The 22,083-nt window shown below is 57.8% G+C and carries 12 protein-coding genes; 7 read left to right on the top strand and 5 right to left on the bottom strand.

Annotation, left to right across the window (positions count from 1 at the left end; genetic code table 11):
* Positions 1-180: 180 nt before the first annotated feature.
* The 6 genes from J5M71_RS11235 to J5M71_RS11210 all read left to right on the top strand — a co-directional run bounded on the left by J5M71_RS11235 (position 181) and on the right by J5M71_RS11210 (position 15,107).
* Positions 181-1,995 (top strand): hypothetical protein, encoded by a 1,815-nt coding sequence (locus tag J5M71_RS11235; RefSeq protein WP_207832245.1) that lies wholly within the window; start codon positions 181-183, stop codon positions 1,993-1,995.
* 141 nt (positions 1,996-2,136) lie between these two features.
* Positions 2,137-5,133, top strand: coding sequence for a hypothetical protein (locus tag J5M71_RS11230; RefSeq protein ID WP_207832243.1), 2,997 nt, complete (start codon positions 2,137-2,139; stop codon positions 5,131-5,133).
* A gap of 25 nt (positions 5,134-5,158) precedes the next feature.
* On the top strand, positions 5,159-9,088 hold the full coding sequence (locus tag J5M71_RS11225; protein ID WP_207832241.1) for an RHS repeat protein: 3,930 nt from the start codon (positions 5,159-5,161) through the stop codon (positions 9,086-9,088).
* 192 nt (positions 9,089-9,280) lie between these two features.
* Complete coding sequence (locus J5M71_RS11220) at positions 9,281-11,239, top strand: hypothetical protein (RefSeq protein ID WP_207832239.1); 1,959 nt, start codon at positions 9,281-9,283, stop codon at positions 11,237-11,239.
* A 148-nt stretch (positions 11,240-11,387) separates the two neighbouring features.
* Positions 11,388-13,589, top strand: coding sequence for an autotransporter outer membrane beta-barrel domain-containing protein (locus J5M71_RS11215; protein WP_207832237.1), 2,202 nt, complete (start codon positions 11,388-11,390; stop codon positions 13,587-13,589).
* 51 nt (positions 13,590-13,640) lie between these two features.
* The gene (locus J5M71_RS11210; protein WP_207832235.1) at positions 13,641-15,107 is read left to right on the top strand and encodes a hypothetical protein; all 1,467 of its coding nucleotides are present in this window, start codon (positions 13,641-13,643) and stop codon (positions 15,105-15,107) included.
* 9 nt (positions 15,108-15,116) lie between these two features.
* On the opposite strand, the gene J5M71_RS11205 is transcribed toward J5M71_RS11210, so the two are convergent.
* The 5 genes from J5M71_RS11205 to J5M71_RS11185 all read right to left on the bottom strand — a co-directional run bounded on the left by J5M71_RS11205 (position 15,117) and on the right by J5M71_RS11185 (position 21,201).
* Positions 15,117-15,773 carry a molecular chaperone gene (locus tag J5M71_RS11205; protein WP_325175957.1) on the bottom strand — a complete coding sequence of 219 codons (657 nt, stop codon included), beginning with the start codon at positions 15,771-15,773 and terminating at the stop codon, positions 15,117-15,119.
* 138 nt (positions 15,774-15,911) lie between these two features.
* Entirely contained in the window at positions 15,912-16,439 is a 528-nt protein-coding gene (locus J5M71_RS11200; RefSeq protein ID WP_207832231.1) for a fimbrial protein, read from the bottom strand.
* 159 nt (positions 16,440-16,598) lie between these two features.
* Positions 16,599-17,009 carry a PA2817 family protein gene (locus tag J5M71_RS11195; RefSeq protein WP_207832229.1) on the bottom strand — a complete coding sequence of 137 codons (411 nt, stop codon included), beginning with the start codon at positions 17,007-17,009 and terminating at the stop codon, positions 16,599-16,601.
* Positions 17,010-17,130: 121 nt separating this feature from the next.
* Positions 17,131-19,578, bottom strand: a complete 2,448-nt coding sequence (locus tag J5M71_RS11190) for an acyl-CoA dehydrogenase (protein WP_207832227.1) — start codon at positions 19,576-19,578, stop codon at positions 17,131-17,133.
* A gap of 132 nt (positions 19,579-19,710) precedes the next feature.
* The gene (locus tag J5M71_RS11185; protein WP_207832225.1) at positions 19,711-21,201 is read right to left on the bottom strand and encodes a hypothetical protein; all 1,491 of its coding nucleotides are present in this window, start codon (positions 21,199-21,201) and stop codon (positions 19,711-19,713) included.
* A 187-nt stretch (positions 21,202-21,388) separates the two neighbouring features.
* Between J5M71_RS11185 and J5M71_RS11180 the strand changes: the two genes are divergently transcribed.
* Entirely contained in the window at positions 21,389-22,012 is a 624-nt protein-coding gene (locus J5M71_RS11180) for a glutathione S-transferase (RefSeq protein WP_207832223.1), read from the top strand.
* The last annotated feature ends 71 nt before the right edge of the window (positions 22,013-22,083 follow it).

Here is a 22,083-nt window from a genome sequence, read left to right as displayed (position 1 = left end):
TGCTCAGGCTAAAACACCAGGCTCAGGTTGGCACCTGGCAGAAATGACAGGTAAGGTTGCTGGCAGCAGCGTGGCTGCGTATCCGCTGAGAATGTCCATACCTAGTATTTTTACCAGTAGTGGAAATGACCCGGGGGGCGTAGAACTTCATTCCGGAACGGTTGATACGGAGTGACTGTAATGAATTCGACGGCTGATAACAGCCCCATCGCCCGCCCGGGAAACAGCCCGCGCTCGAGAAATCCAATGCCAGTTATCGAGGGGTTGACCCAAGACCTTGAGGTCGATCTGGACGCATTGGGCGAGGTAAATCTCAAATTTTTTATCCGAGGGGCAAATTTGCAACTTGGCGATGTGGTGTTTACCAACTGGCGAGGCGTGGATGCAGAGGGGGTTGCATTTGACCTGGTAGGGAATGGCACTCCGGTAAATGACCCGGATAACGTGATTGTCGAAATAGACAATAAACTGGTGACCGCTGCCCGCGGCGGGTATGCGTTTTTGTCTTATCAGGTCAACAGTACTGCAGGCGACGAGTCGCTGCGGCAGTTCTGCTATATAGGTTTGCGTTCCGCCAGCCGACTGCCAGTGGTGCAGGTGTTGCAATCACATGGTCTGGAAATCGTCAAGGCTGAGGTACAGCAGCATGTCAATGTAGTGGCGGCAGCTTATCAAGCCATACAAGAAGGTGACAGCGCTGAGCTGACTGTACGTCGCATCCGAAGCAATGGCACCGAATTATCGCCGTTCGTAACGCAATTGATCAGCCAGCAAAAGTTTGACGGGGCCCCCCTCGAATGGCAGATACCCAAGGCCCAATTGAATTCCCTCGATACAGGGGGGCATCTGCAAGTTAGTTATAAGATAAAACTCAGGGACGGTATGCAGCTTGAGGCCTCGCGTACCCAGAAGTTCATCATCCGTGATGTTATCGACACCGGTACACTCCTGCCGGTCCCCCGTGTGGAAAATGGTGGCAGTGACGAGATTGACCCTGGTAATTACACCAACGGTCTGCCTGTTGCCATTGACGCCTATTCGCAGCGAGCTGTTGGCGATCACATGGTGTTGGCCTGGATGGTGCCGTCAGGTGATGCGCACGTGCAAGTTTTCCGTCTGGATCAAAGCAGTCTGATGGCAAAGCAGTTCGTCCTGCGCATCGAACATAAATGGTTAGTTGCCAGTTTGGGGGCGGTGCAGGTGTTTTACCAATATGGCCGTGAAGGGCGCTCGCTGACATCAGAAGTATTGTCGCTGAACGTTACGACGCCCCGCGTAACCCCTCCAATGCCCACAATCAGGCGAAGTACTCAGAAGGGGGAAGAGCCAAATGAATTCGGTATCGATGCCTACGATATCAGGAACAGTGGTGCATACGTCATCATCCCCGACGAAGCCGACCTTCGCGAGGGTGAGGAATTTGAAGTGCATTGGCAGGGCGAGCCGAACGCTGGTCGGGTGGTCATTACAACCCCGAGTGCTGAAGGTCCACGGGTATTCAACGTGCCAGCAAAATATATCCCGGCCAATATGGGAACAACACCATCGAAGCGATTTGACGTGTTTTACCGAATCGTTGACAAGCACACAGGCCATTTCCTGGACAGCAAGCCGGTGAAGTTACTGGTGTCACCGCTGGAAGAAGGCAGATATATGCGAATTGACTGCCCGGATGCCTCGAGTGACGGACACTTGGTGTTGGTGCCAGGTGGGGCAAGGCTTACGTTGGCTCGTTGGATTTTCATCAATGAGAACCAGTGGCTGAGTATTCACTTTTCCGGTGTGGCGCAGGATGGCACGCAGCTGGTGGGCGTTCTGCGGGATAGCGTAGCGGTTAGCGAGTCGGAGGTTAAAGAAGGTGTAAGAGATGTACTTCCGTACGAGGAACTGGACAAGCTGAAATCGGATTCGCCGCTCTCTGTCTGGGCCAGCGTCAGTTTTGACGGCACTCAATGGTGGCGCTTTCCAACGTTGTATCTGACGTTCAAAAGGTAAAAACAGCGCCATTCCGCGGCGAGCTCGGGATGTTTGAAATATATCAAAGCCTGGCATGTTCTGTTGCCAGGTAGTCAGAAGATTCGTGCAGTAACATTTGATTCATGAAACTAATTGGACCAATCGATTGAGGTTTTGATCATGGCTGACCTTACAAAAGAACAAATTCTGACGCGTTTGGCCTCCGGTACTGTCATGAGGGGTTGGGGCGCTATTGGCGCGATTGCGCGAAGCCACATTAACCTGTTGTTTCGCGACCAGTTCCTGTTGCGATATACCGACCAATCGTTCATTGCGCCCATGCGTAGCCAGTTCGACCTGGACGAGGGTGGCGAATTGCGTGGTGAATTCCGCAACCTGGTATTTGGGCCGCCACAACTTTCATTCGAAGATGCAACGTTGCTCTCGGCGGTGACGACGGTGCGGATGAATATCCTTTCAGGCGATTATGTCCAGCATGCCCACCTGCCAGGCAGCCCGCCGATCATGCTGCGGGCCCATAGTCTGGACGAGGCCATGGGGTATGCGGTCAGTGCGCAAGTCGAGCTGAAGTTGCAGCAGAGCGAGAGCGGTCAGTACACCCAGTTGATGCTTTCGCTTTCCGACGCCAAGCCAAATACGCTGGAGTGTGAGCTTGGCACCACCCGCTACGCTTCGAGACAGATTGGCAAGGCGGCATTCAGCCATTGGCTTGAGCAACCCGGCTATCGTCAGGTTTATATACTGGCCCAGTTCGATCGTGAAGACTATGCGTCGATGTCGCCCATGGGGATCAAGGTATTGACCCAGACGGCGCCTTGGGGGGGCAAGACCAACAAGGCGTTCAAGGACAAGGCCGCCAGCGAAGGCGATGGTGCCGTGCTCCTGCTGATGCAGCCACGCTCGCATCTGCTGGCTGGCACGCTTCCACAACCTGGTCACGATTTCCCTTTCCTGCTTCCTGGCACGGCCGCAGCAGGAACCCAGTACTCATGCACCTTGTTGCTTGACCCTGTCAACGAGGGGAAGCGCGCCGAGCCATTGACCCAAGTGTTGAGGCCGGTGCGTATGCCCAATGCACATCGGTACACCTGCAAGGCTGGTGACAAGTTCGTGCCGAGCGATGTGGTCGGTTTTGGTCATGTCTCGCCCACTGTTGGTACCTATCGGGTCGAGCCAGGCATCACCAGAACCGTTGCGAAAGGGGGGGTGTCGTTCAGCCTTCAAGGCAGCACTCCCGCCAGGGCGTGGACAACTACAAACATCAGGAACGCTGCTGCCAGCGGCCAAGTCACCTCTGCGGGTGTGTATTCGTCTCCCGATGCGGACGCGTTCACGGCGGATAGCCAGGTCTCATTGGTGACGGGGCACTATGCCGATGGCGGTAACGGCGACCAGCAACGTGCCGGGTTGGTGATCGAGCATGTGAGGCCTGTGCAGATTTCCCCGCGGGTGGCAACCACTGGCGCCAATGGTGTGCCGATCAGCCTTTCCGCCATAAGCGTGGACGGCGGTACCCTTCGCTGGGAAAAGGTCGAAACGCCGCAAACGCTTCGTGCTTCACGAGGGCCGCAGCGGGCTGCTAACCCAGAGAAACGCGATCTTGCAGGTACTTACGTGGGGGATCTGGGCAAACTCGAGGACCTGGGCAATGGGCAGGCCAGGTTTACCCCGGCCATTATCGAGGAGGGCAAGCCTGAAATCCTGTTCCAGGTCATTCGGGCTACGGACACCCGTTCAGGCGCATATGCAGATGCGACAGTCGTGATCGTGACCTGGCCGCAACGTTTTGGTGTCGAACCCCATTACGTTTCGGACTACAAACCTAACAGCACCTTGCCGTTCAGCGTCAAGGGCACACCGCCTGGCCTGACATGGCATGTGTTCGGCGAGGGCGATATAGGTCAGGACGGTCTGTATACACCACCCCAGGCAGCCAAGTGGCCCGTTACTGTGGTCATGGCTGATTACAATAACCTCAGTAGCGGCTACGCAATCATCGAGCACCGCCCGGTCGTTCAGTCCCGCCCGACGAGCAGTGGCTGGGAGGATCTTAGCGTTTTCAGCATCGAACTGCTTAGCCAAGGCGTGTGTTTCGCCAACGGTATGCAGCAAATCGAAGTGTTGATAACCATCAAGACGAAAGGTAGTCAGGGGACAGGGGTTTCGCCGCCGATCAGTGACACAGAACTGGGCAGCCTCCAGTTGTTCAACACTGAAGGCGGCAAGGTGATCGAGTTTTTGCCTGCCGGTGAAGAAGGGTTGGAGCCTAATGACCCATTGAAGCCCGGAACTTGGGCGGTGCATGAAGACCGTAATCGGGTAGGAACACGGCCAGGAACAAAGGCGGAAGAACCCTCGGTCCTCGACGCCAGTACTCGAACCAAGCATTTGTTCTTGCTGACCAACAGTGTCGGAAGCCTGTCTGTAGGCGCTCAGTTCACCGGTGACGATAATGTTTCTTACAAGTCCACTGACATCAACACAGGTATTGATAAAGTAAAGGTAACCGGTGAGGCGCCGCCAGAAAAATACACTGAGGATGCCTATACATTCAAACGTATCCCAGTCAAGGGTTGGGAAGGCAATGAAACCGAAGCCTTCGACAAAACAGATGACACTACCGACTATTGGGTACTGGCAGGGGCGAAGAGCGATGAATTCAAAACGCTGAGTTTCCTCAGGCTGAAGTTTGAAGACGACAGCAGGGTTTCGATGATCCGCTGGGAGTCCAATCAGCGCAAAGAGAAGTATTGCAGTTTTACCAGCTATTCGTTTACCCCATTGAAGCCCAAGCCGGAGGATCCGGAAAGCCCGGAGAATCCGGAAAATCCGGAAAAGTACCTGGTACATGACGGCCTGTTGCAATCTTTGGTGAACGCTCAAGTCGCCGATCCAGCGTTTCTGGATACTGAACTGCTTGAGAGCGCCAAGCCAGGGCGGGGCGATGTATGTTTTGCTATCCACCGAGTATCGAACCTGCCGATTTTCTATGACAGTGAACAAGACGTGAGCAAAAAATGGCGGGCGCCACTGGAAAAACCATTATTGTTCCGTGTGATGGATCAATTTGGTAATTGGCATCGGCTCCGGGTTGATTTTCAACACCCCAACGGTGTGCAGGGCAGCCGCGACAAGCTGACTTTCTCGGTTCGTTAATATTGGTTTTTGGAGGAGTATCACTATGTCCGGCAAAACTGCGCTGCATTCAGGTGCTTTTAGCTTTGACAGCTTCATCAGTAATAGTGTTGATCCACGTACAGGCCAGTATGGCCTGAGTATTGTCTTGCCCGTATTGCGTGGGGATTATCTGGGCGGGGCAGAGTTTCCCTTAAGTCTTATGTACAGTTCGATGGGCGCAGGTGACTTCGGCTATGGGCAAGGCTGGGATATCAACCTCAGCAGCTTCATCGAGCATGCCTACCCCGAGGGGGGAGGAGCGCTATCGTTGTACACCGGTGAGCGTTTCACGGTGGATGGTGTCGAAAGTATCAGTGAGAAAAAACTGGATTCTTTCCATTTTCACAAGGATGGCGAGGGTAAGTTCCGAATCGAGCATAAAGATACTCAGCTGACAGAAATACTGGAGCTTACAAAAATCGGCCAGAAGAAACTGGCGCTGCCCACAAAGGTTTACTCCGATTCGAAGCGTTGGCTGGAATTTTTCTACCGTGACAACCCGCAACTGCCAGGCAACCCTTGCTTGCATGAAGTGCGTGAGTCCGGTCTGGGTGGGCAACTGCCGCGGCGTCTGTTGTTGATCGAGTACCCGGGCAACATGGTCATCACCTTGTACCCCGATCAACCTGGGGCGCGGGCCAGTTATACCCTCGCGTTCAGCGGGCGGGAGCTAAAGAGTGTAAAACTGCCCACCGGTGAACAGTGGGAGTTCAAGTATCAACCGGTGCACGGGCAAACATGTGTGAGCTGGGTGCGCAGTCCTGGTGGTGCGGAGGAGCATATCGAATACGGCACAGGCGGTGATCCTGGCCACAAACTACCAGGGGTCGAGCAGTACTTGCCGAGGGTCAAGCGCCACCGCCTCATTCCGGGGGCGGGGCAGGCCGAACAGGTCACCGATTACGATTACTCCTCGACCAACTTCGTGGGTAATGGCAGCTCTGTTGTCTGGAACAATAATGGCCGCGATAACCTCTACGATGTGACCGACGCCAGCTATCACTACTGGAGCAAAACCACCGAGCGTTGCCCAGGGCAAGCAGACCGCACCCTGCTGAGCACCTACGACCGTTTCCATCGTCTGGTCGAGGAAAAACGGGTTCAGGGCAGTAGCGTCACAACCACGGTTACCAAGTACCACGGCAAATCGGAGGAGCCGTTCGCCAAGCAACCTGCGAACTACAAGTCCAAGGAGCTATCGACCCAGACCTGGCAGAACGGGAACGGTGGGATGGCCAAGGCTGTACATGCCACCACGTATGACCTGTTCGGCAACCTGACCCGCGAAATTGCCGCCACGGGCGTCGAGACGGAGTACGAGTACTATCCCGTTGGCGGGGAGCCTGGCAAGTGCCCGGCCGACCCACAGAATTTTGTGCGCTGGCGCAAGAGCCAGACCATCAAACCGTCGCCAAACGGTGAGGGCTCAGCTGCGACCGAGCATACCGAGTTCGTGTACAAGGCCCTTGATCCGGTTCCCCTGCCTGCAGACACGCCCGAACCTGTTATCAAGCCGTGGATCGTGTTGAGCGAGGAACATGCCTTCAGGCTGGCAGGTGAAGTGAAGGTGCCGCTGAGTCAGACGATTACCCATTACCATGAGTCCCAGGAAGACTTGTTGAGCTATGGGCGGCCGGCCAAGACGATCAAGGCCATGGACGACAAGCCTACGACCACCTCATACAGCTACACGACGGAAGTGGTGGAGAACCATCCAGCCCTGGTCGTCAATCAGGTAGTGACGGGTTTCGATCATGGGCAGGTGTTGGAAGACGGCACCATTCGCCATGTGCAGAAAACCTTCGACCTGAAGCACTCGGCATTGACCGGAAAGCCGTTGCTCAATCGCGACGACAACGATGTGGAAATTGCCTACGCCTATGACCCTGTGGAGCGTGTGATTCTCGAGACGGCTGCGCCCAACGACCCACTTTACAAGGCTTCCCGCAAGTACAGCTACGTGCTGGCTCAGGGTAACAACCCGGCTGTGCAGACTTCGACCGATGTCAAGGGCGTGACAGTCCGCACCGTGATCGACGGCCTCGGCCGGGTGATCGAAGAGTATCGTATGGAGGCCGACAGTGAGGAAATCTGGCGGCGTGAGCAGTATCGCAAGACCTACTCGGCCAGCTACGACGCTTATGGCCAGCTTGTCGAAGAAACCGAGTATGACTGGTTGGCCGATATGGTTACCGGGCCGGGTATCCATCAGGCGGTGGACCTGACGCTGCAGACAACATACGGCTACGACGACTGGGGCCAGCAAGCTTGGCAAAGGGGGGCGGACGGCATCTGCCATTTCGAGGTGACGGACCCGGTTGGCACCGAAGCATCGGCCAATATGCCCATCAAGCGCAGCTGGCGGGAGTCGGCGGATGGCACTGTTGCAAGCGGCGTGACCGAGACCTGGCTCAACCGCTTCGAGCAGGCCACCCACGTCAGGCGCTTCAAGAAAAAGGACGATACCGTTGCGTACAGCCAGCACACCTATCATTACGATGGCCTGGGCCGTGTGGCCCGGGAAGTGGCTGCCGACAAGGCCACCACGCTGAGTACGTACGACATCTTTGGCCGGTTGCTGACACAGACGCTCCCCGACAGGTCGGTGGTTACCCGCCACTATGCCACGTTCGACAGTGATGACCTTCCGGAGTACATCGGTGTCAATGGTATTGAGCTGGGCACGCAAAGGTTCGATGGCTTGAAGCGGCTTTACCGGTCTGTCACCGGCGGTCGAGAGCGCACCTTGTACTACAAGCCTGGGCATAGCCGACCAGAGAAGGTGTTCACGCCTTCCAGGCAATGGGTCGAGTATGAATATAACCCGGTGTTGGGTGAGGAGCCGCTCAAGCGGGCATCCAGCCGGTTCACGGCTGACTACGAGTATGACCCGCAGAATGCCCGGTTGCTACGCTGCGAAGAGGATGGGCAAACCCTGCAGCGGGATTATTTCAGTACCGGACAGATGAAATCGGAGAAGCGCACTGAGGGCAACGAAACGTTCGAAATGACGTATGGCTACAGCTATCGCGCACGTATGTTGAGCTATACCGATGTACTGGGCCAGGTGCAGAGCTATCAGTATGACGATGCCGGGCGCCTGCAGAAGACTACCTTGGGCTCCACAGTGGCGATGTTCGAGTACGACAAGCTGGGCAGGACGTCGAAAATCGAGACCCGTGATGGTGATAACTACCTGATTACCCAGTTGGAGTATGACGAGTTCGATCGTGAACGGCGTCGTCGCTTCGATATGAAAGGTGAAATTCAGACCTTGACCCAGGAGTATGATGAGTGCGACCGCATTGAGCTGAAAACGCTGTGGTCTGGTGAGCCGGACGACAAGATGCTGCGCCAGGCCGAAGCCTATGCCAATCATGTGCGAGGTAATCTGCACGAGCCTGCGGTGACTGAAAAAGCCGATCAGCTGTTGAGGGCGATTTATGCCAGGCACACGCCCTATCGGTCGAATGTTAAAGCAGACCCGGCCCAGGAAAACTGGTTGCGGCACGAGGTGTATGCCTACGATAGCCGCGGTCGCCTGTATGACTATAAATGTAACGGAACACTGGCCCCGGTCGACCCGCAAGGTCATGTGATTCGTACCCAGGCGTTTGAGTTCGATGCCATCGACAACATTGTTCTGGTTATTACCGAACTGACAGATAAAGATACTGATAAACCGGGTGAAAACGTGGCTGAGTACTTCTTCGAACATGAAGACCCTGCGCAGCTCAGCGGAATAACCAATAGCTACGAAGGGTATGCGCCCGAGGTGAAGTTGAGCTATGACGATGACGGTAACCTCGAGGACGATGGTGAGGGCATGAAAATGGATTATGACGCTACTGGTCGGCTGAGGTCAGTGGTCAAGAGTGGCGTGACCTCGAACTATTACTATGATGGTGTTGATCGTTTGAGCGGGCAGAGTTGATCTTCTGCTTGTAGCGTTATTACCTGCTGAAAGCCCGCGCTAGCGCGGGCTTTTTATTGTCTGGCTGGCGTGCGGATGATACAGCGGCCTTGCTGGCAACTGACAAATTTGCCAGTTGTGCGGGGGTTGAATCGTGGATTTCAATAAGTATGTATTTTTTCCCTGCAGCCCCTGTATCGTTGAGAGGTCAAAATGAAAGACGACGAATACACACCCGCAAACGATAATGTTGTACTTGCACCCGTCGCACCCAAAATCGACCCGGCGCTGTTGGCCGACACTACCGACAATACGATGTTGAGCACGGCCTTGACCGACGATACCGTCGAGATGGACTTGACCATCGAAGACTGGAATGCCGCAGGCGATCCCAGCGTGGGGGAGTTTGACCAGATGTGGCTGTATCACCTGCCAGAGGGGGGCGTGGAGGAGGAGCTGCACAGTGGTCAATATGACAGGGACAGTACCTTTCCCTTCCCGGTAAAGCTGGATAAGGCGAAGGTAAAATCATGGGGTGAAGGCAAACATGATTTTTTCATCAGGGTGATCCCTTACAATAGTCCCTTGCCTGTGGATTTCCCTCCGTTGAGCCTGATTTTCGATCGTGTGGCTCCTTATCCAAATCGACTTCCGACAGCATTCCCGGCTATTGCCGCTGTGCTGGATGCCAATATTGGTGCGGTCAAGCTTAGTTTGCCCGCCTATCCGGATTGGGATGCCAGAGACATCGTGGCGTGGATCTGGCGCAGGGAAGTGCCCAGCGACCCGGGCGACCTGGTGCCTGACGGCTTCACGCCTGTCACTGCAGTGCCATTGTCGATACCGGTGCCTGAGAAGGTCATTCGGGATGCAGGGGATGGCGGCATCCATATTGCCTACCTTTTAAAGGACATTGCCGGCAATGTGAGTGCCGTGTCAGTGCCCACGCGCGTTACGGTGGCGACTGGCAATTTGCCTACCCCGGCGGACTTCAAAAAGCCCCTGGTCTTGGGCATGAACGGCGGAGTGGTGGACCAGGATGCCGTGTTCAACGGTATTACGGTGGAAATTGGTGCCTTCCTGCATTTCAAGGCGACTGACCTGATCACGATCAAGTGGGGTACGCATACTTTCGAAACGCGGACTGTCGGCACGTTCCCGGTCAAGCTGGCCATCCCTGCCAGCGTTGTCCTGGCTATTTATGGAAAAGGCTCTACCGGCGTGAAACCGGTCGAAGTCACGTATGAGGTGCACCGCGGTGACTACCTGTTAGGTGGCGAAAAGGATTCCTTCAACGTCAACCTCGAGCGCATTGGCCCAGTTGTACCTGATCCGGATCCGGAATGGCCGGGGCCTGTGAACCCGAGCATGGCCTTGCCGGATGTTTATGGCGGTAATGACAACCAGAAAAATCGGCTGACCGAGAAAGACGAGCTGGCCGATGCCGTGTTGAAAGTAACGATCGATGCTGCATTCAAGGAAGGTGACCTGGCCGAGTTCTACTACACCGATGAGCATGTCGTGGAGGCGGATCATGTACTTGGGAAGGATGAGCCCGGTACTGAAATCGAAGTGACGATTCCATGGTCGTACATTCTTCGGCACGACAATGGTAGCCGTTTTGCTCACTATGAGGTCAGCCGCAAAGACGTGCCGAACAAGGCTGTTTCCAAACCTCAGCCAATTGTGGTGGAGGCTATTGTTCTACACCCCGAAGCGGCGGAGATCCGCGGCGGGTTCACCAGCGGAGGGCGCCTGTGGCTGAACTGCAGTTCGTTGTTTGACCCGGATGATTCAGCTGATGTTACTCCTGATGTACGTATCCAGATCCCTGACCTGAGCAAATGGTTGGCAGAAGGTGACGAATTGACACTGACCTGGACAGCGACGCAGGGAACGGCTCCCGGTGGGGCCGAGATACCCGATGCCAAGTATGAGAAAATCATCGAGCTGGACAAAGACAACCCGCCGATCGGTTTCGTTTGGCCAATTCCTTACGCCGATGGCCTGAAGCCGATCTACGAGTTCGATAAAGCAAACAATAAATATGATGGGTTGGCGACCTTTACTTATGCATTCATGCGTAATGGCAAAGTTGTCAAATCCGATCCCGCCGTGGCGGTGGTATCAATGCACAGTTTTGGTACTGAGTGCCCTCTCGTTCGCCCTTGAGTGTCGGCGATACAGCATGTTGGGTGAGGCCTGTTGAAAAGTCGCATCAATCCTCGGACTTTTCCTACACGTTTTTAGGTGAATTCTTAATAGCCTTGCCCACGTTTCTGTTGCCCGTTCTTGGGTAAATCGATGAGGCCAAAGTGCAATGATCAAACAACGCAGTTCCACCCTGTCCCCCTTGGCATCGGCCATCGGGCAACTGTTAATGGGCGCTTCGGCCGTGCTTTTCGTTGGGCCGGCAAATGCCTTGACGTTGGTGGACCATGAGAAAACTATCGGTGCCGGCACCCCTGTTGATAGCTACAGGGTCACTGACGGCGGGCGCCTGGTAGCCGAGGGCGCCACCACACAGCAGATCGACGTGCGTACAGGCGGTGGTTTGCACCTTGAGAGCACCACGGTGTCAGCCACGGGGGTCGCTGCGGTGATGGTCAATGGCGGTGCGTCGGCAACCATCGCCAGTGGCTCGCGCCTGACCAGCAACCTGTTCGGCCTCGATGTGCTGCGCAGTGCTACGGCTGGTGCCAGCGTGTCGGTAAATGGCAGCCATATCGAAGGGGGTATAGGCGGCGCCAGGGTGGCCGGCAGTTCTCATCTGTCCCTGACTGACAGTACCTTGGTGAGTACAGGGGCGGCCGGTGCTGCTTTGCTATTCGGCGATGCCCGGCTGGATGCGATCAACAGCCGGCTGACCGGCGCCACGGATGGCATCCGGGTGGTTGGCGATAGCCTTTCGACCGAAGCTGCATCGATCAATCTGCAGGGCACGCACGTGGAAGGCCAGAATGGCGCCGCCATCCGTGTGGGGAGCGCAAACCAGGCGCCCGGCGATGCGACGATCACCGTCACTGGCGGTACTACGCTGCTTGGCAGCAATGGCAACCTGCTGGAGGTGGCGAACAACTCCAACGCCACCATGCGGGTCGAGGGCAGCGATCTGGTGGGGGATGTGTGGGTGGAGTCCGGCTCCAGTGCCAACCTGGCCTTGGGCAACCAGGCCAGCCTGACCGGGCGCCTGACCAATGTCGAACGTCTGGCGCTGAATGATGGCGGGCGCTGGAACATGGTGGAGGACAGTGAAGTCGGGCAACTGGCCATGGCGGGTGGCTCGGTGCGGTTCGGTGAGGCCACGCAGTACCAGCGCCTTACCCTGGGCAGCCTGTCGGGCAGCGGCACGTTCTTCATGGATGCCAGGTTCAGCACCGGCGAAAGCGATTTTCTCGACATAACTGGCACGGCCACCGGCAACCACAGCCTGGTGGTGGGCAGCAGCGGCAGTGAACCCACCCAGGCAAACAGCCTGCATCTGATTCACGCTGCGGCGGGTGATGCGCAGTTCTCCCTGCTCAACGGGCCGGTGGACCTGGGGGCTTTCTCGTATGACCTGGTGCAGCGTGGCAATGACTGGTACCTGGATGGCGCGACCAAGGTGATCAGCCCAAGCACCGAGGCGGCGATGGCTTTGTTCAACACCGCGCCGACCGTGTGGTATGGCGAGCTGTCATCCTTGCGCAGCCGCATGGGCGAGCTGCGGCTCGACGAGCGTAAAGCGGGCCTGTGGGCGCGCAGCTATGGCAACAAGTACAACGTCTCTTCCTCGACCGGTACACCGTACAGTCAGGTTCAACAGGGTTTCTCGCTGGGTGCCGACACCCCCTTGCCCCTGGGCGACGGCCAATGGCTGGCCGGGGTGATGGCGGGTTACAGCAGCTCTGATCTGAACTTGACCCGGGGGGCTTCGGGTGAGGTGAAAAGCTACTACCTGGGGTTGTATGCGACCTGGCTGGACGCCCAGAGTGGCTATTACCTCGACAGCGTGGTCAAGCTGAACCGCTTCGATAACCAGGCCAAGGTAAGCCTCAGTGATGGCCAGCGCACCGAAGGCGATTATGACAACGTCGGCTTGGGGGCGTCGGTGGAGTTTGGGCGCCACCTGACGCTGGATGACGACTATTTCGTCGAGCCTTTCGGGCAACTGTCGGTGGTCGGCATCCAGGGCCAGGACTACCACCTGGACAATGCCCTGAAGGCTGACGGTGATACGACGCGCTCGGTGCTGGGCAAGGTTGGCGCCACGGCGGGCCGTACCTTGAAGCTTGAGGGGGGGCAGTGGCTGCAACCTTATGTGCGCCTGGCTTATGTGCACGAGTTTGCCAACAACAACCAGGTCAAGGTCAACGATCACCGTTTCGACAATGACCTGTCAGGTTCGCGTGGTGAATTGGGCATGGGGGTGGCGGTGTCGTTGATGGACCGCCTGCAGTTGCATGCCGACTTCGACTACAGCAACGGCAAGGCACTGGAGCAGCCGTGGGGCGTCAACCTGGGAGTGCATTACAGCTGGTAAGGCATGGCGAGCCGCTCATTGCGCCGGACTGGACACGTTGGAGGTTAGGTTATGCGAAACGGGAAGTCGGAAACGCTTTTTCCTCCACCCTGGGTGGACGGCTCGCTTGAAAACCTGGAGGGTGGCGCGCAAAACGTCATCCCTCTGGATCTGCTGGAAAAGCCTCTACGTGTGGATGTCACGCCGTGGCCGGGCTCCAACCCCGCCCCAGGCACGCCGGAGACACTGGTGTTGTTGTGCGATGGTGTACAGATAGGTGAACCCAGGCAATGGGAGGCTCCCATTGATCCTGATGACTATTATGTCGAAATCCCTCTGCTTTACCTCAGGGAGGACAGCACCCCTGAATTGATCTACAGGGTCACGGGTTACAACGGTGCTGAAGGGTATTCGGAGCCGCTGATCATAACCCTGGACTTGACCGGGCCCAGGTTGGGCGGTGATCGCGGTGGCCTGATATTCGAAGCAGAGGTGCTCACCGATGGCGTAACGGCGGATTACCTGGAGCGTCACGATGATGTGCTGGTCGCACGGGTGCCGGACTATCAGGTCTTTGTGCCTGGAGACCACATTCGCTGGTTTTGGGATACGACGCTGTACGAAGACAATCTTGTCGGTGAGAAGGTTCTCAAGCAGGGGGACTTTCCCGTTACGCTGGAAATCTCCGGCGATATCATCCGGGCGCGAGGGGACGGGGTGCGTTTCGTGCATTACCGGCTAAACGATTATGCCGGTAACAAGAGTTCACCCGAAGAGCCGAAAGTGGTCCAGCTGAAGGCTGATACGGCACCTTTGCCCAGAGAGCTGGGCTGGCCGGAAATCAGCCATACCACGGGAAGCGGGCAGCAGGTGGAACTGGACCCCAACAAGAAGCTGAACTACATGCGGGTGACTGTGCCAGCGGGGGCTGCGTTCCCTGGCGAGAAGGTCGAGGTGTCATGGGGAGCGCCGGGAGGGATCGGGAGCTACCTGGCGACAGAGGAGGCACCAGGCTTTCCCGGTCAGTACGATATCCCGCTGAACCTGATTGCACAGCACAGCGGTAAAGTGCTGACAGTAGCCTTTCATGTGACCGACAAAAATGGCAAGGTTCATCAGTCCGATGCCCGCCTGGTATCGTTTTTGCCGCTGACTCAAGGGTTTCCGACACCGGATATTCCCCCTCCTTCTGCCACCCATGGCACGGTCTATGTTTCCAATGTCCCGGCAGAGGGGATGGTCATTACCGTCAATGCCTGGCGCTATATCCATACGGACCACAGGGTAACGTTGGTCGTCGGCGGAGAGGATGCGCAGGGTAACGCCCAGAGCGAAGAAGTGCTGAAGGAGCATGCTGTGACCCCGGAGCAAGTAATGAGTGGCTTGGGTTTCGACGATATGGTCAAGGCGAGCAAGCCTTTTCTGTCACGGCTCAAGCGTGACAAGCTCTCTGTCCGGATCTCCATCAGCTTCGATCAAGGCCAGACATGGCCGTCATCGCCCGTCTTTCCACTGCTTGACATGTATCTGCGCGATTGAGCAGTTGGACTATATCGACGAAATGGGCAGTGGTTTTTCCATCAACCGGGTGCTGCCACCGTAGTCGTTGATCGTGGTGAAACGAACCTTCAGGCCGTCTGCAGCCCGGGTTGTCTTCAGTTCGAAGGACTGCTTTTGCATGGGCAATGCCATCAGAGCCGTGTCAATCTTCTCGCCGGTCCCTGTTTTGTAAACCTCCAGGCGGCTGAAGGTGAAGTGGTAAGGCGTGGGGTTGTGAACTTGCAGGTAGGTTTTGCCGTTTTTGCTCGCCAGTGACCACTGCAGACTATCCAGGTGCTGTTCGGGCACACCTTTCACCTGGCTGGGTCGATAGAACAGCTTGATGCGGGTGCGCAGGGCTATTTTCAGTACATTTTGCAGACCACTATCGACCTGGGGAATTTCCTGCACATTGAAGTAGAACAGCGATTCGCGATCGTTGGGCAGGTTGTTTGGCAGTGCGTTTATCTTGACCAGCTGCTCGCGTTTGGGGTCGAGCCGGAACAAGGTGGGGGATACGGCAAAAGGCACTGCGGTACTGGTGTCGTCGGCCTCGGTGTTTACCCAGGCCTGTACCGCGTAAGTGGCCTGGCTTGGGTTGGCGACAACCACCGAGCTGCTGTGTTTGTCGCTGGAGTGGACAACACGGGTGGCACTGATGGTCAAGGCCGCTTCACTGGTTGAGGAAAGCGTTGCCAGGCAGGCAAAGCTGAGTACGTACTTGCGCAGCGTGGTTATGGACATGGTGGGGCCGGCATGATAGGCGAAACGGATGAGTCCCCCTGGCAGCGCAGGGGGGGAGAATCAGCGGATGTCGACATTGAATGAGATGTTGCTGTCGATCTGCCCTTCGCTCACCTTCGCAGCGGTGGTGACAAGGCGTGCTGAAAAGACCATGTCGGTGTCGCCGGTGTCTTTCACCTCATAGGCCATCGATTCGGTATTGGGCTTGAGGCGTTTCGTGAGGTCGTTGATTGCCAGACCCAGGCCAGTGGTGTAGCCAAGGCCGTCCCTGAGGGCATAAAGATCGGCATTTGCCGGATCCGCACCGAGGCCCGCCTGGAAGGTGGCGTAGGCATTCTGGGTGCCAGTCACGCAGCTTGCCGGCACGCGCAACGCGAATTCTCTCTTGGTGGTTTCCTGGCCGATTGCATCGAAGTCGAACGTGTTGAAGTTACCCAGGAAGACCACTGGCAGGCTTGGACCGCCTGGGGTAACGACCTCGATAGGGCAGGTGCCAGGCGCACTGACAGAACCATCGAAGTTGATGATGGCTGCCATTGCCGCGCTGCTGCAAAGGCTCAGCGCAAGTACAGATAGTGTTTTTTTCATTGGATGATCCCTGTGTTGAATGGCTGCGAACTCATGTATCTCAGCGCGCAGACAGAGTACGCAGGGCAACACAGGTGGGCTGTAGGCGAAGGCTGCACAATGCGGGGGAAACAGGCTGATCGAAGGGGAGCCATGCCCCTTCGTCTGTGCAGCCCGGGATCAGTGGCGGGTATCGGCTGCCGTCGAAGCCAGCAACTGCTTTTGCTCAAGCCAGTCGAACGGTTCGCCACGCTGTTCGCATTCGTAGCGGCGCTCTTCCAGGGCCTGGTACAGGCTCAGCTCTTCATCCGGCATGAAGTGCAGGCAGTCGCCACCGAAGAACCACAGCAGGTCGCGTGGCACCAGGTGGGCGATTTGCGGGTAGCGCTGGATCACCTGGCAGATCAGGTCCTGGCCCAGGTACTGGCTTTGCAGGGGATCTTGCGGCAGCAGGGTCAGCAGTTCGTCGAAGCGTTCGAGAAACAGGACGTGGCTTTCCTCCGGTACCTGCTCGGCCTCACCCAGGGCTGCCAGGATGGTGCGCAGGTGATTCAGCAGTTGCAGGTGGTATTCCAGATGGGGGTTGGCCATGGGGTGGTCCTCGGGGTGGTTGAAACGGGGGCGGAGTATACGCCGGTTGGGGGCGGGTTGGGGAAGGCGGTGGCCGTACCGCCCCCTCAGGCTCCGTCCACCCGGCAGACGGGGCAACGGATCAGCGCACCTTGCCCTGTTCGGGCAGCAACTGCGCTTTGTCGAAGGCATCCACATCGATCACTGCCCGGCGTGCCTGTTCCGCGGTCTGCAGCCGTTGCCCTTCACCCGGCTGCAGTACACCACCCTCTACAGCCGCAGCAATCACCGACTGGCCGGGGGCTGGCCGTACCTTGCCCTCCTTTATCGCCTGATGAAGCGCCTTGTGCAGTGGCGCTGCGTCATCCAGCAACGCGCAAGCCCGTTGCAGTGCTGCCACCGGGTCGCCCTCGGCCTGCGGCCTGAAGCAACCCGCAAGCAACTCTTCCAGAGCCGGGTCGCCCTTGCTGCGGCCGATCAGCGCCGCGACTTCGGCATCCAGTTCATCGCTGGGCCCGGTATGGCGGCGGCCGAAGGGGAACACCAGGGCCCGTAGTGCGCAGCCGACAAAGCGGTTGGGGAAGTTCTCGAGCAGCCGGTCCAGGGCTGTTTCCGCCTGGCCCAGGCTCTCTTCCATCGCCCAGCGCAGCAAAGGCTGCATGTGTTCCGGTGAGCCCAGATCGTGATAGCGCTTGAGCGCGGCACTGGACAGGTACAGGTAACTCAGCACATCCCCGAGCCTTGCGCTCAGGCGTTCGCGGCGTTTCAGCGCGCCGCCCAGCAGCATCATCGACAGGTCTGCCAGCATGGCGAAGGCCGCCGCCTGACGGTTGAGGGCGCGGAAGTAGCCTTGGCTGAGGGCATCGCCCGGCACGTTTTCCAGGCGGCCCAGCCCCAGGTTGAACACTAGCGTGCTGGCCGCGTTACCGGCGGCGAACATGATGTGTTTCATCAGCAGATCGTCGAATTCCCGTAGCGCCTGCTCGCGGTCCTCGCGGCCAGCCAGGGCCATTTCCTTGAGCACGAACGGGTGGCAGCGGATGGCGCCCTGGCCGAAGATCATCAGGTTGCGCGAGAGGATGTTGGCGCCTTCGACGGTGATGAAGATCGGCGCGCCTTGCCAGTTGCGCCCCAGGTAATTGTTCGGGCCCATGATGATGGCCTTGCCACCGTGCACGTCCATGGCGTGCTGGATGCACTCGCGGCCGCGTTCGGTGAGGTGGTACTTGAGAATTGCCGACAGCACCGAAGGCTTCTCGCCCAGGTCCACGGCCCTGGCGGTCAGCAGGCGGGCGCTGTCCATCAGCCAGGCATTGCCACCGATGCGGGCCAGGGATTCCTGGATGCCTTCGAAAGCTGCCAAGGGCACATTGAACTGCTCACGGATATTGGCATATTGGCCAGTGACCAGGCTGGTGTACTTGGCGGCCCCGGTACCCACGGCCGGCAGGGAGATCGAGCGACCGACCGACAGGCAGTTCATCAGCATCATCCAGCCCTTGCCGAGCATGGCCTGGCCGCCGATGAGACAGTCCAGCGGCACGAACACGTTCTTGCCGCTGTTGGGGCCGTTCATGAAGGCGGCGCCCAGCGGCAGGTGGCGTTTGCCGATTTCCACGCCCGGGGTGTCGGTGGGGATCAGCGCCAGGCTGATGCCCAACTCTTCTTCCTCGCCCAGCAGGTGGTCCGGATCGTAGGCCTTGAACGCCAGGCCCAGCAGGGTAGCGACCGGGCCGAGGGTGATGTAGCGCTTTTCCCAGTTCAGGCGCAGGCCGATGACTTCCTCGCCTTGCCATTGTCCTTTGCAGACGACGCCAGTGTCCGGCATCGCGCCCGCGTCGGAGCCTGCCAGCGGGCCAGTGAGGGCGAAGCAGGGGATTTCCTCGCCGCGGGCCAGGCGTGGCAAGTAATGTCTGCGTTGTTTATCGGTGCCGTAGTGCAGCAATAGTTCGGCCGGGCCGAGGGAGTTGGGCACCATTACCGTGGAGGCCAGGTCGCCGCTGCGGGTGGCCAGCTTCATTGCCACCTGGGAGTGGGCGTAGGCCGAGAAGCCTTTGCCGCCGTATTCCTTGGGAATTATCAGGGCGAAGAAGCCATTCTGCTTGATATGTGCCCAGGCTTCGGGCGGCAGGTCCATGTCCTGGCCGATCTGCCAGTCACTGACCATGGCGCAGAGTGCTTCTGTCGGGCCATCGATGAAGGCCTGTTCTTCCTCGGTCAGCTTCGGCGCCGGGTAATCGAGCAGGATGCGCCAGTCGGGGCGGCCGCTGAACAGTTCGCCGTCCCACCACACGGTGCCAGCATCGATCGCCTCGCGTTCGGTTTGCGACATCGGCGGCAGAGTGCGCTGAAACCAATGGAACACCGGGCCGGTGAATACCTTGCGGCGCCAATCGGGCAAGGCCACCAGGGCGATTTTCAGCGCCAGCACGGCCCAGATCAGCGTCAGCAGCCAGCCGGGTGCATGGCTGAATATACCCATCAGCAGCAAATAGGCCGCCATGATGCCCAGTATCTGCAAGGGTGCCAGGCGCCTGTGCGTGAGGTACGCCGCGCCGATCACCAACCCCGCCAACCACAACAGCCACATAGCCCTTCCTCCATGGAAACGGTGTTCGAAGCCTATGCCAAGAGCTTAGACGGCCGCTTGGCAAAGGCTTTACCTGAACAGTGACAAGGTGTGGCTGGAAGCGTTCGCTGCAAGGTATCGAGGGGCAGGCAATCAGGTCTTGTTCCATCTGGCCACGAAGGTCTCGGCCGTCATCAAGGGGACGGGCACGATGATGTAGGCCCAGTACCAGTTCGTCAGGTCCTCCATTACGCTCTGGATTACGGTGAAGCGGCTGGTCAGGCCGGGCGTAAAGATGCCGGACTTATCAAGTTTTCCGTCACCTGCCATTACTTTCCATTTGGTCAGGTGGGCAGGGGCTTCGGTTTCCTTGCCATTGTTGCTGTAGAACAAGCGCAGCTTCAGACGGCCTTGATCAAGCTCGGCCTTGATGAAGAAATTAGGGGCGATGTTCAGAACCACGAAGGTCGATACAAGGGGAAGCAAGCCAAAACCTGTAAGTACCCGGTCTATTCGCAGCGGCTCTTCGAATGACGTCCTGGTTGCTGTTGGTGCCTCGGTCAGGCTGTTGTCAGCCAGGCGAATTTCCGGCTTGGCTGGTGCCGAGTAATCGCATTTATAGCCATTGGGCTTCAATGAGCCGTGGCCGCGTCCGTCCAATTCCCAGCGGGGTATAGCCGTACCTTGCGGCTGCAGTTCAATCGTGTGTGCAGTGCTGCCGGCGCTGACCGCTGCGACCAGAGGGTCGGCGTGGAAGCTCAGCGGTGCCTGGGGTTGTGCCTGCTCCGCATTGGCGCGCAGGAACCTGTAAGACATCTTGTGAACATGGTTTTGAACTACCTCAATTTTGTCACACAGCACATGGGACGGCGGTAGCAAGAGGAGGGCAAGGTCGGTGAAGTCATTGTAGTAGATCGGGTCTGGCATTTGGGCATGGGGCATATAGACGGCCAGTTGATCCACGGGGGTGTCGTCTTGCGTGGGGTACGTTCCTGTGTCGCTCTTCCCGTTCACGATATAGAGAACGTGAGCCCCTGAACTCGGGTGCTTGCGCAGGTAAAATCGCAATTCATCCAGCAGCCATCGACTTTGTGTGCTGGCTTCGACCTTGTAAGGCTGGAGGATGCGCTGCTCGTCCGGGAGGGCATTGAAACGTTGGCGAAAGATGTCTGCCAGCTCTACGTCAGGCTTAGCCGAGCCAGTGGCCTGTATATAGAAGCTTGAGTCGTTTTTAACTTTCAGCGTCAACGCAGCGCCAGGCCCTGCACAATGCCCGACAAACCCATCCAGGGGGAACTCCTGATAAAGGTATTGCGGTTCGTTCCTGGTAAATGCAACCACTCTTTCAAGGCTTGCCCTGGGTTTGCCACCGAATACCGGTGCGGACCAGATTAAGTTGGCAAAGGACATCATGCGTGAGCAGACCCGCACACGGTCCTGGAGATATTCCACGAAGGGTGTCGCAAGTTCGCAGATCACATGCTCGCTGGTTACACTCCTGAGCCGTTCGTAGTTAATCGTTTCGTGGAGCACGGGTGGCTTCGATCCGATCAATCGCTCGCGCGCGGCATTGATTTTGGCCGCATCGAAAACCACGTGCATGCGCCAGCCGCGCATATCGTGATCGGGTTGAATGGGGGGCATGAGTTTCCTGTTCCATGGTGTGGCCTCGCTGCGCTGGCAGGTGCACTGATTGCAACATCGGCACTGCATTCCAGCTACTGGCAGATTTAGCAGGTAGGCGCTGCCCGGTTGCGCAAGCGTGGTTTCGGCTGCAACCTGAAGGTTGTAGGGTTAGACTCTCCCTTCGTGTTCATTCAGGGATGTCGACATGCTGAAGATCTGGGGCCGCAAGAATTCGAGCAACGTACGCAAGGCGCTGTGGATCGCCCATGAACTGGGCCTGGACTTCGAGTCCATCGACGCTGGCGGCGCCTTCGGCGTGGTCAACGAGCCGCACTACCGCGCCCGCAATCCCAATGGCCTGGTACCGATGCTGGAAGACGGCGACCTGACCCTGTGGGAATCCAATACTATCGTCCGCTACTTGTGCGCCGAGTACGGCACCGAGCAGGGCTGGTACCTCGAAGACCCACGCCAGCGCGCCCTGGCCGACAAGTGGATGGACTGGACCACCTCGTCCTTCGCCGCTCCGTTCCGTCCGCTGTTCTGGGGCCTGTTGCGCACCCCGGAAGACCAGCGCGACTGGGTGGCGATCAACGCTGCGCACAAGCAATGCGCCCAGCTGCTGGCCATTGCCGACGAAGCCCTGGCCAAACAACCGTATCTTTCCGGTGACCAGATCGGCATGGGCGACATCCCACTGGGTAGCTTCATCTATGCCTGGTTCGAAATGCCCATCGAGCGCCCGGCCATGCGTCACCTGGAGGCCTGGTACGAACGCCTCAAGGCCCGTCCGGCCTATCAGGCCGCGGTGATGACCGCGCTGACCTGATCGAACACCACGGCTGTTTCGATAGTCACTATCAATACACATGACTGTACTTGTGCGGCCAGGCCAAGCAC

Origin of the sequence: Pseudomonas sp. 43(2021) (genome assembly GCF_017490805.1) — a bacterium.
Lineage (GTDB): Bacteria > Pseudomonadota > Gammaproteobacteria > Pseudomonadales > Pseudomonadaceae > Aquipseudomonas.
Note: the sequence above shows the minus strand (reverse complement) of the source record. Positions and strands in the feature narration are given on the sequence as shown.

What these genes read in the sequence shown, in the direction of transcription:
- J5M71_RS11180 (WP_207832223.1), top strand. Translation starts at nt 21,389, where the DNA reads ATGCTGAAGATCTGGGGCCGCAAGAATTCGAGCAACGTACGCAAGGCG.
- J5M71_RS11225 (WP_207832241.1), top strand. Translation starts at nt 5,159, where the DNA reads ATGTCCGGCAAAACTGCGCTGCATTCAGGTGCTTTTAGCTTTGACAGC.
- J5M71_RS11200 (WP_207832231.1), bottom strand. Translation starts at nt 16,439, where the DNA reads ATGAAAAAAACACTATCTGTACTTGCGCTGAGCCTTTGCAGCAGCGCG.
- J5M71_RS11210 (WP_207832235.1), top strand. Translation starts at nt 13,641, where the DNA reads ATGCGAAACGGGAAGTCGGAAACGCTTTTTCCTCCACCCTGGGTGGAC.
- J5M71_RS11235 (WP_207832245.1), top strand. Translation starts at nt 181, where the DNA reads ATGAATTCGACGGCTGATAACAGCCCCATCGCCCGCCCGGGAAACAGC.
- J5M71_RS11220 (WP_207832239.1), top strand. Translation starts at nt 9,281, where the DNA reads ATGAAAGACGACGAATACACACCCGCAAACGATAATGTTGTACTTGCA.
- J5M71_RS11190 (WP_207832227.1), bottom strand. Translation starts at nt 19,578, where the DNA reads ATGTGGCTGTTGTGGTTGGCGGGGTTGGTGATCGGCGCGGCGTACCTC.
- J5M71_RS11185 (WP_207832225.1), bottom strand. Translation starts at nt 21,201, where the DNA reads ATGCCCCCCATTCAACCCGATCACGATATGCGCGGCTGGCGCATGCAC.
- J5M71_RS11230 (WP_207832243.1), top strand. Translation starts at nt 2,137, where the DNA reads ATGGCTGACCTTACAAAAGAACAAATTCTGACGCGTTTGGCCTCCGGT.
- J5M71_RS11195 (WP_207832229.1), bottom strand. Translation starts at nt 17,009, where the DNA reads ATGGCCAACCCCCATCTGGAATACCACCTGCAACTGCTGAATCACCTG.
- J5M71_RS11215 (WP_207832237.1), top strand. Translation starts at nt 11,388, where the DNA reads ATGATCAAACAACGCAGTTCCACCCTGTCCCCCTTGGCATCGGCCATC.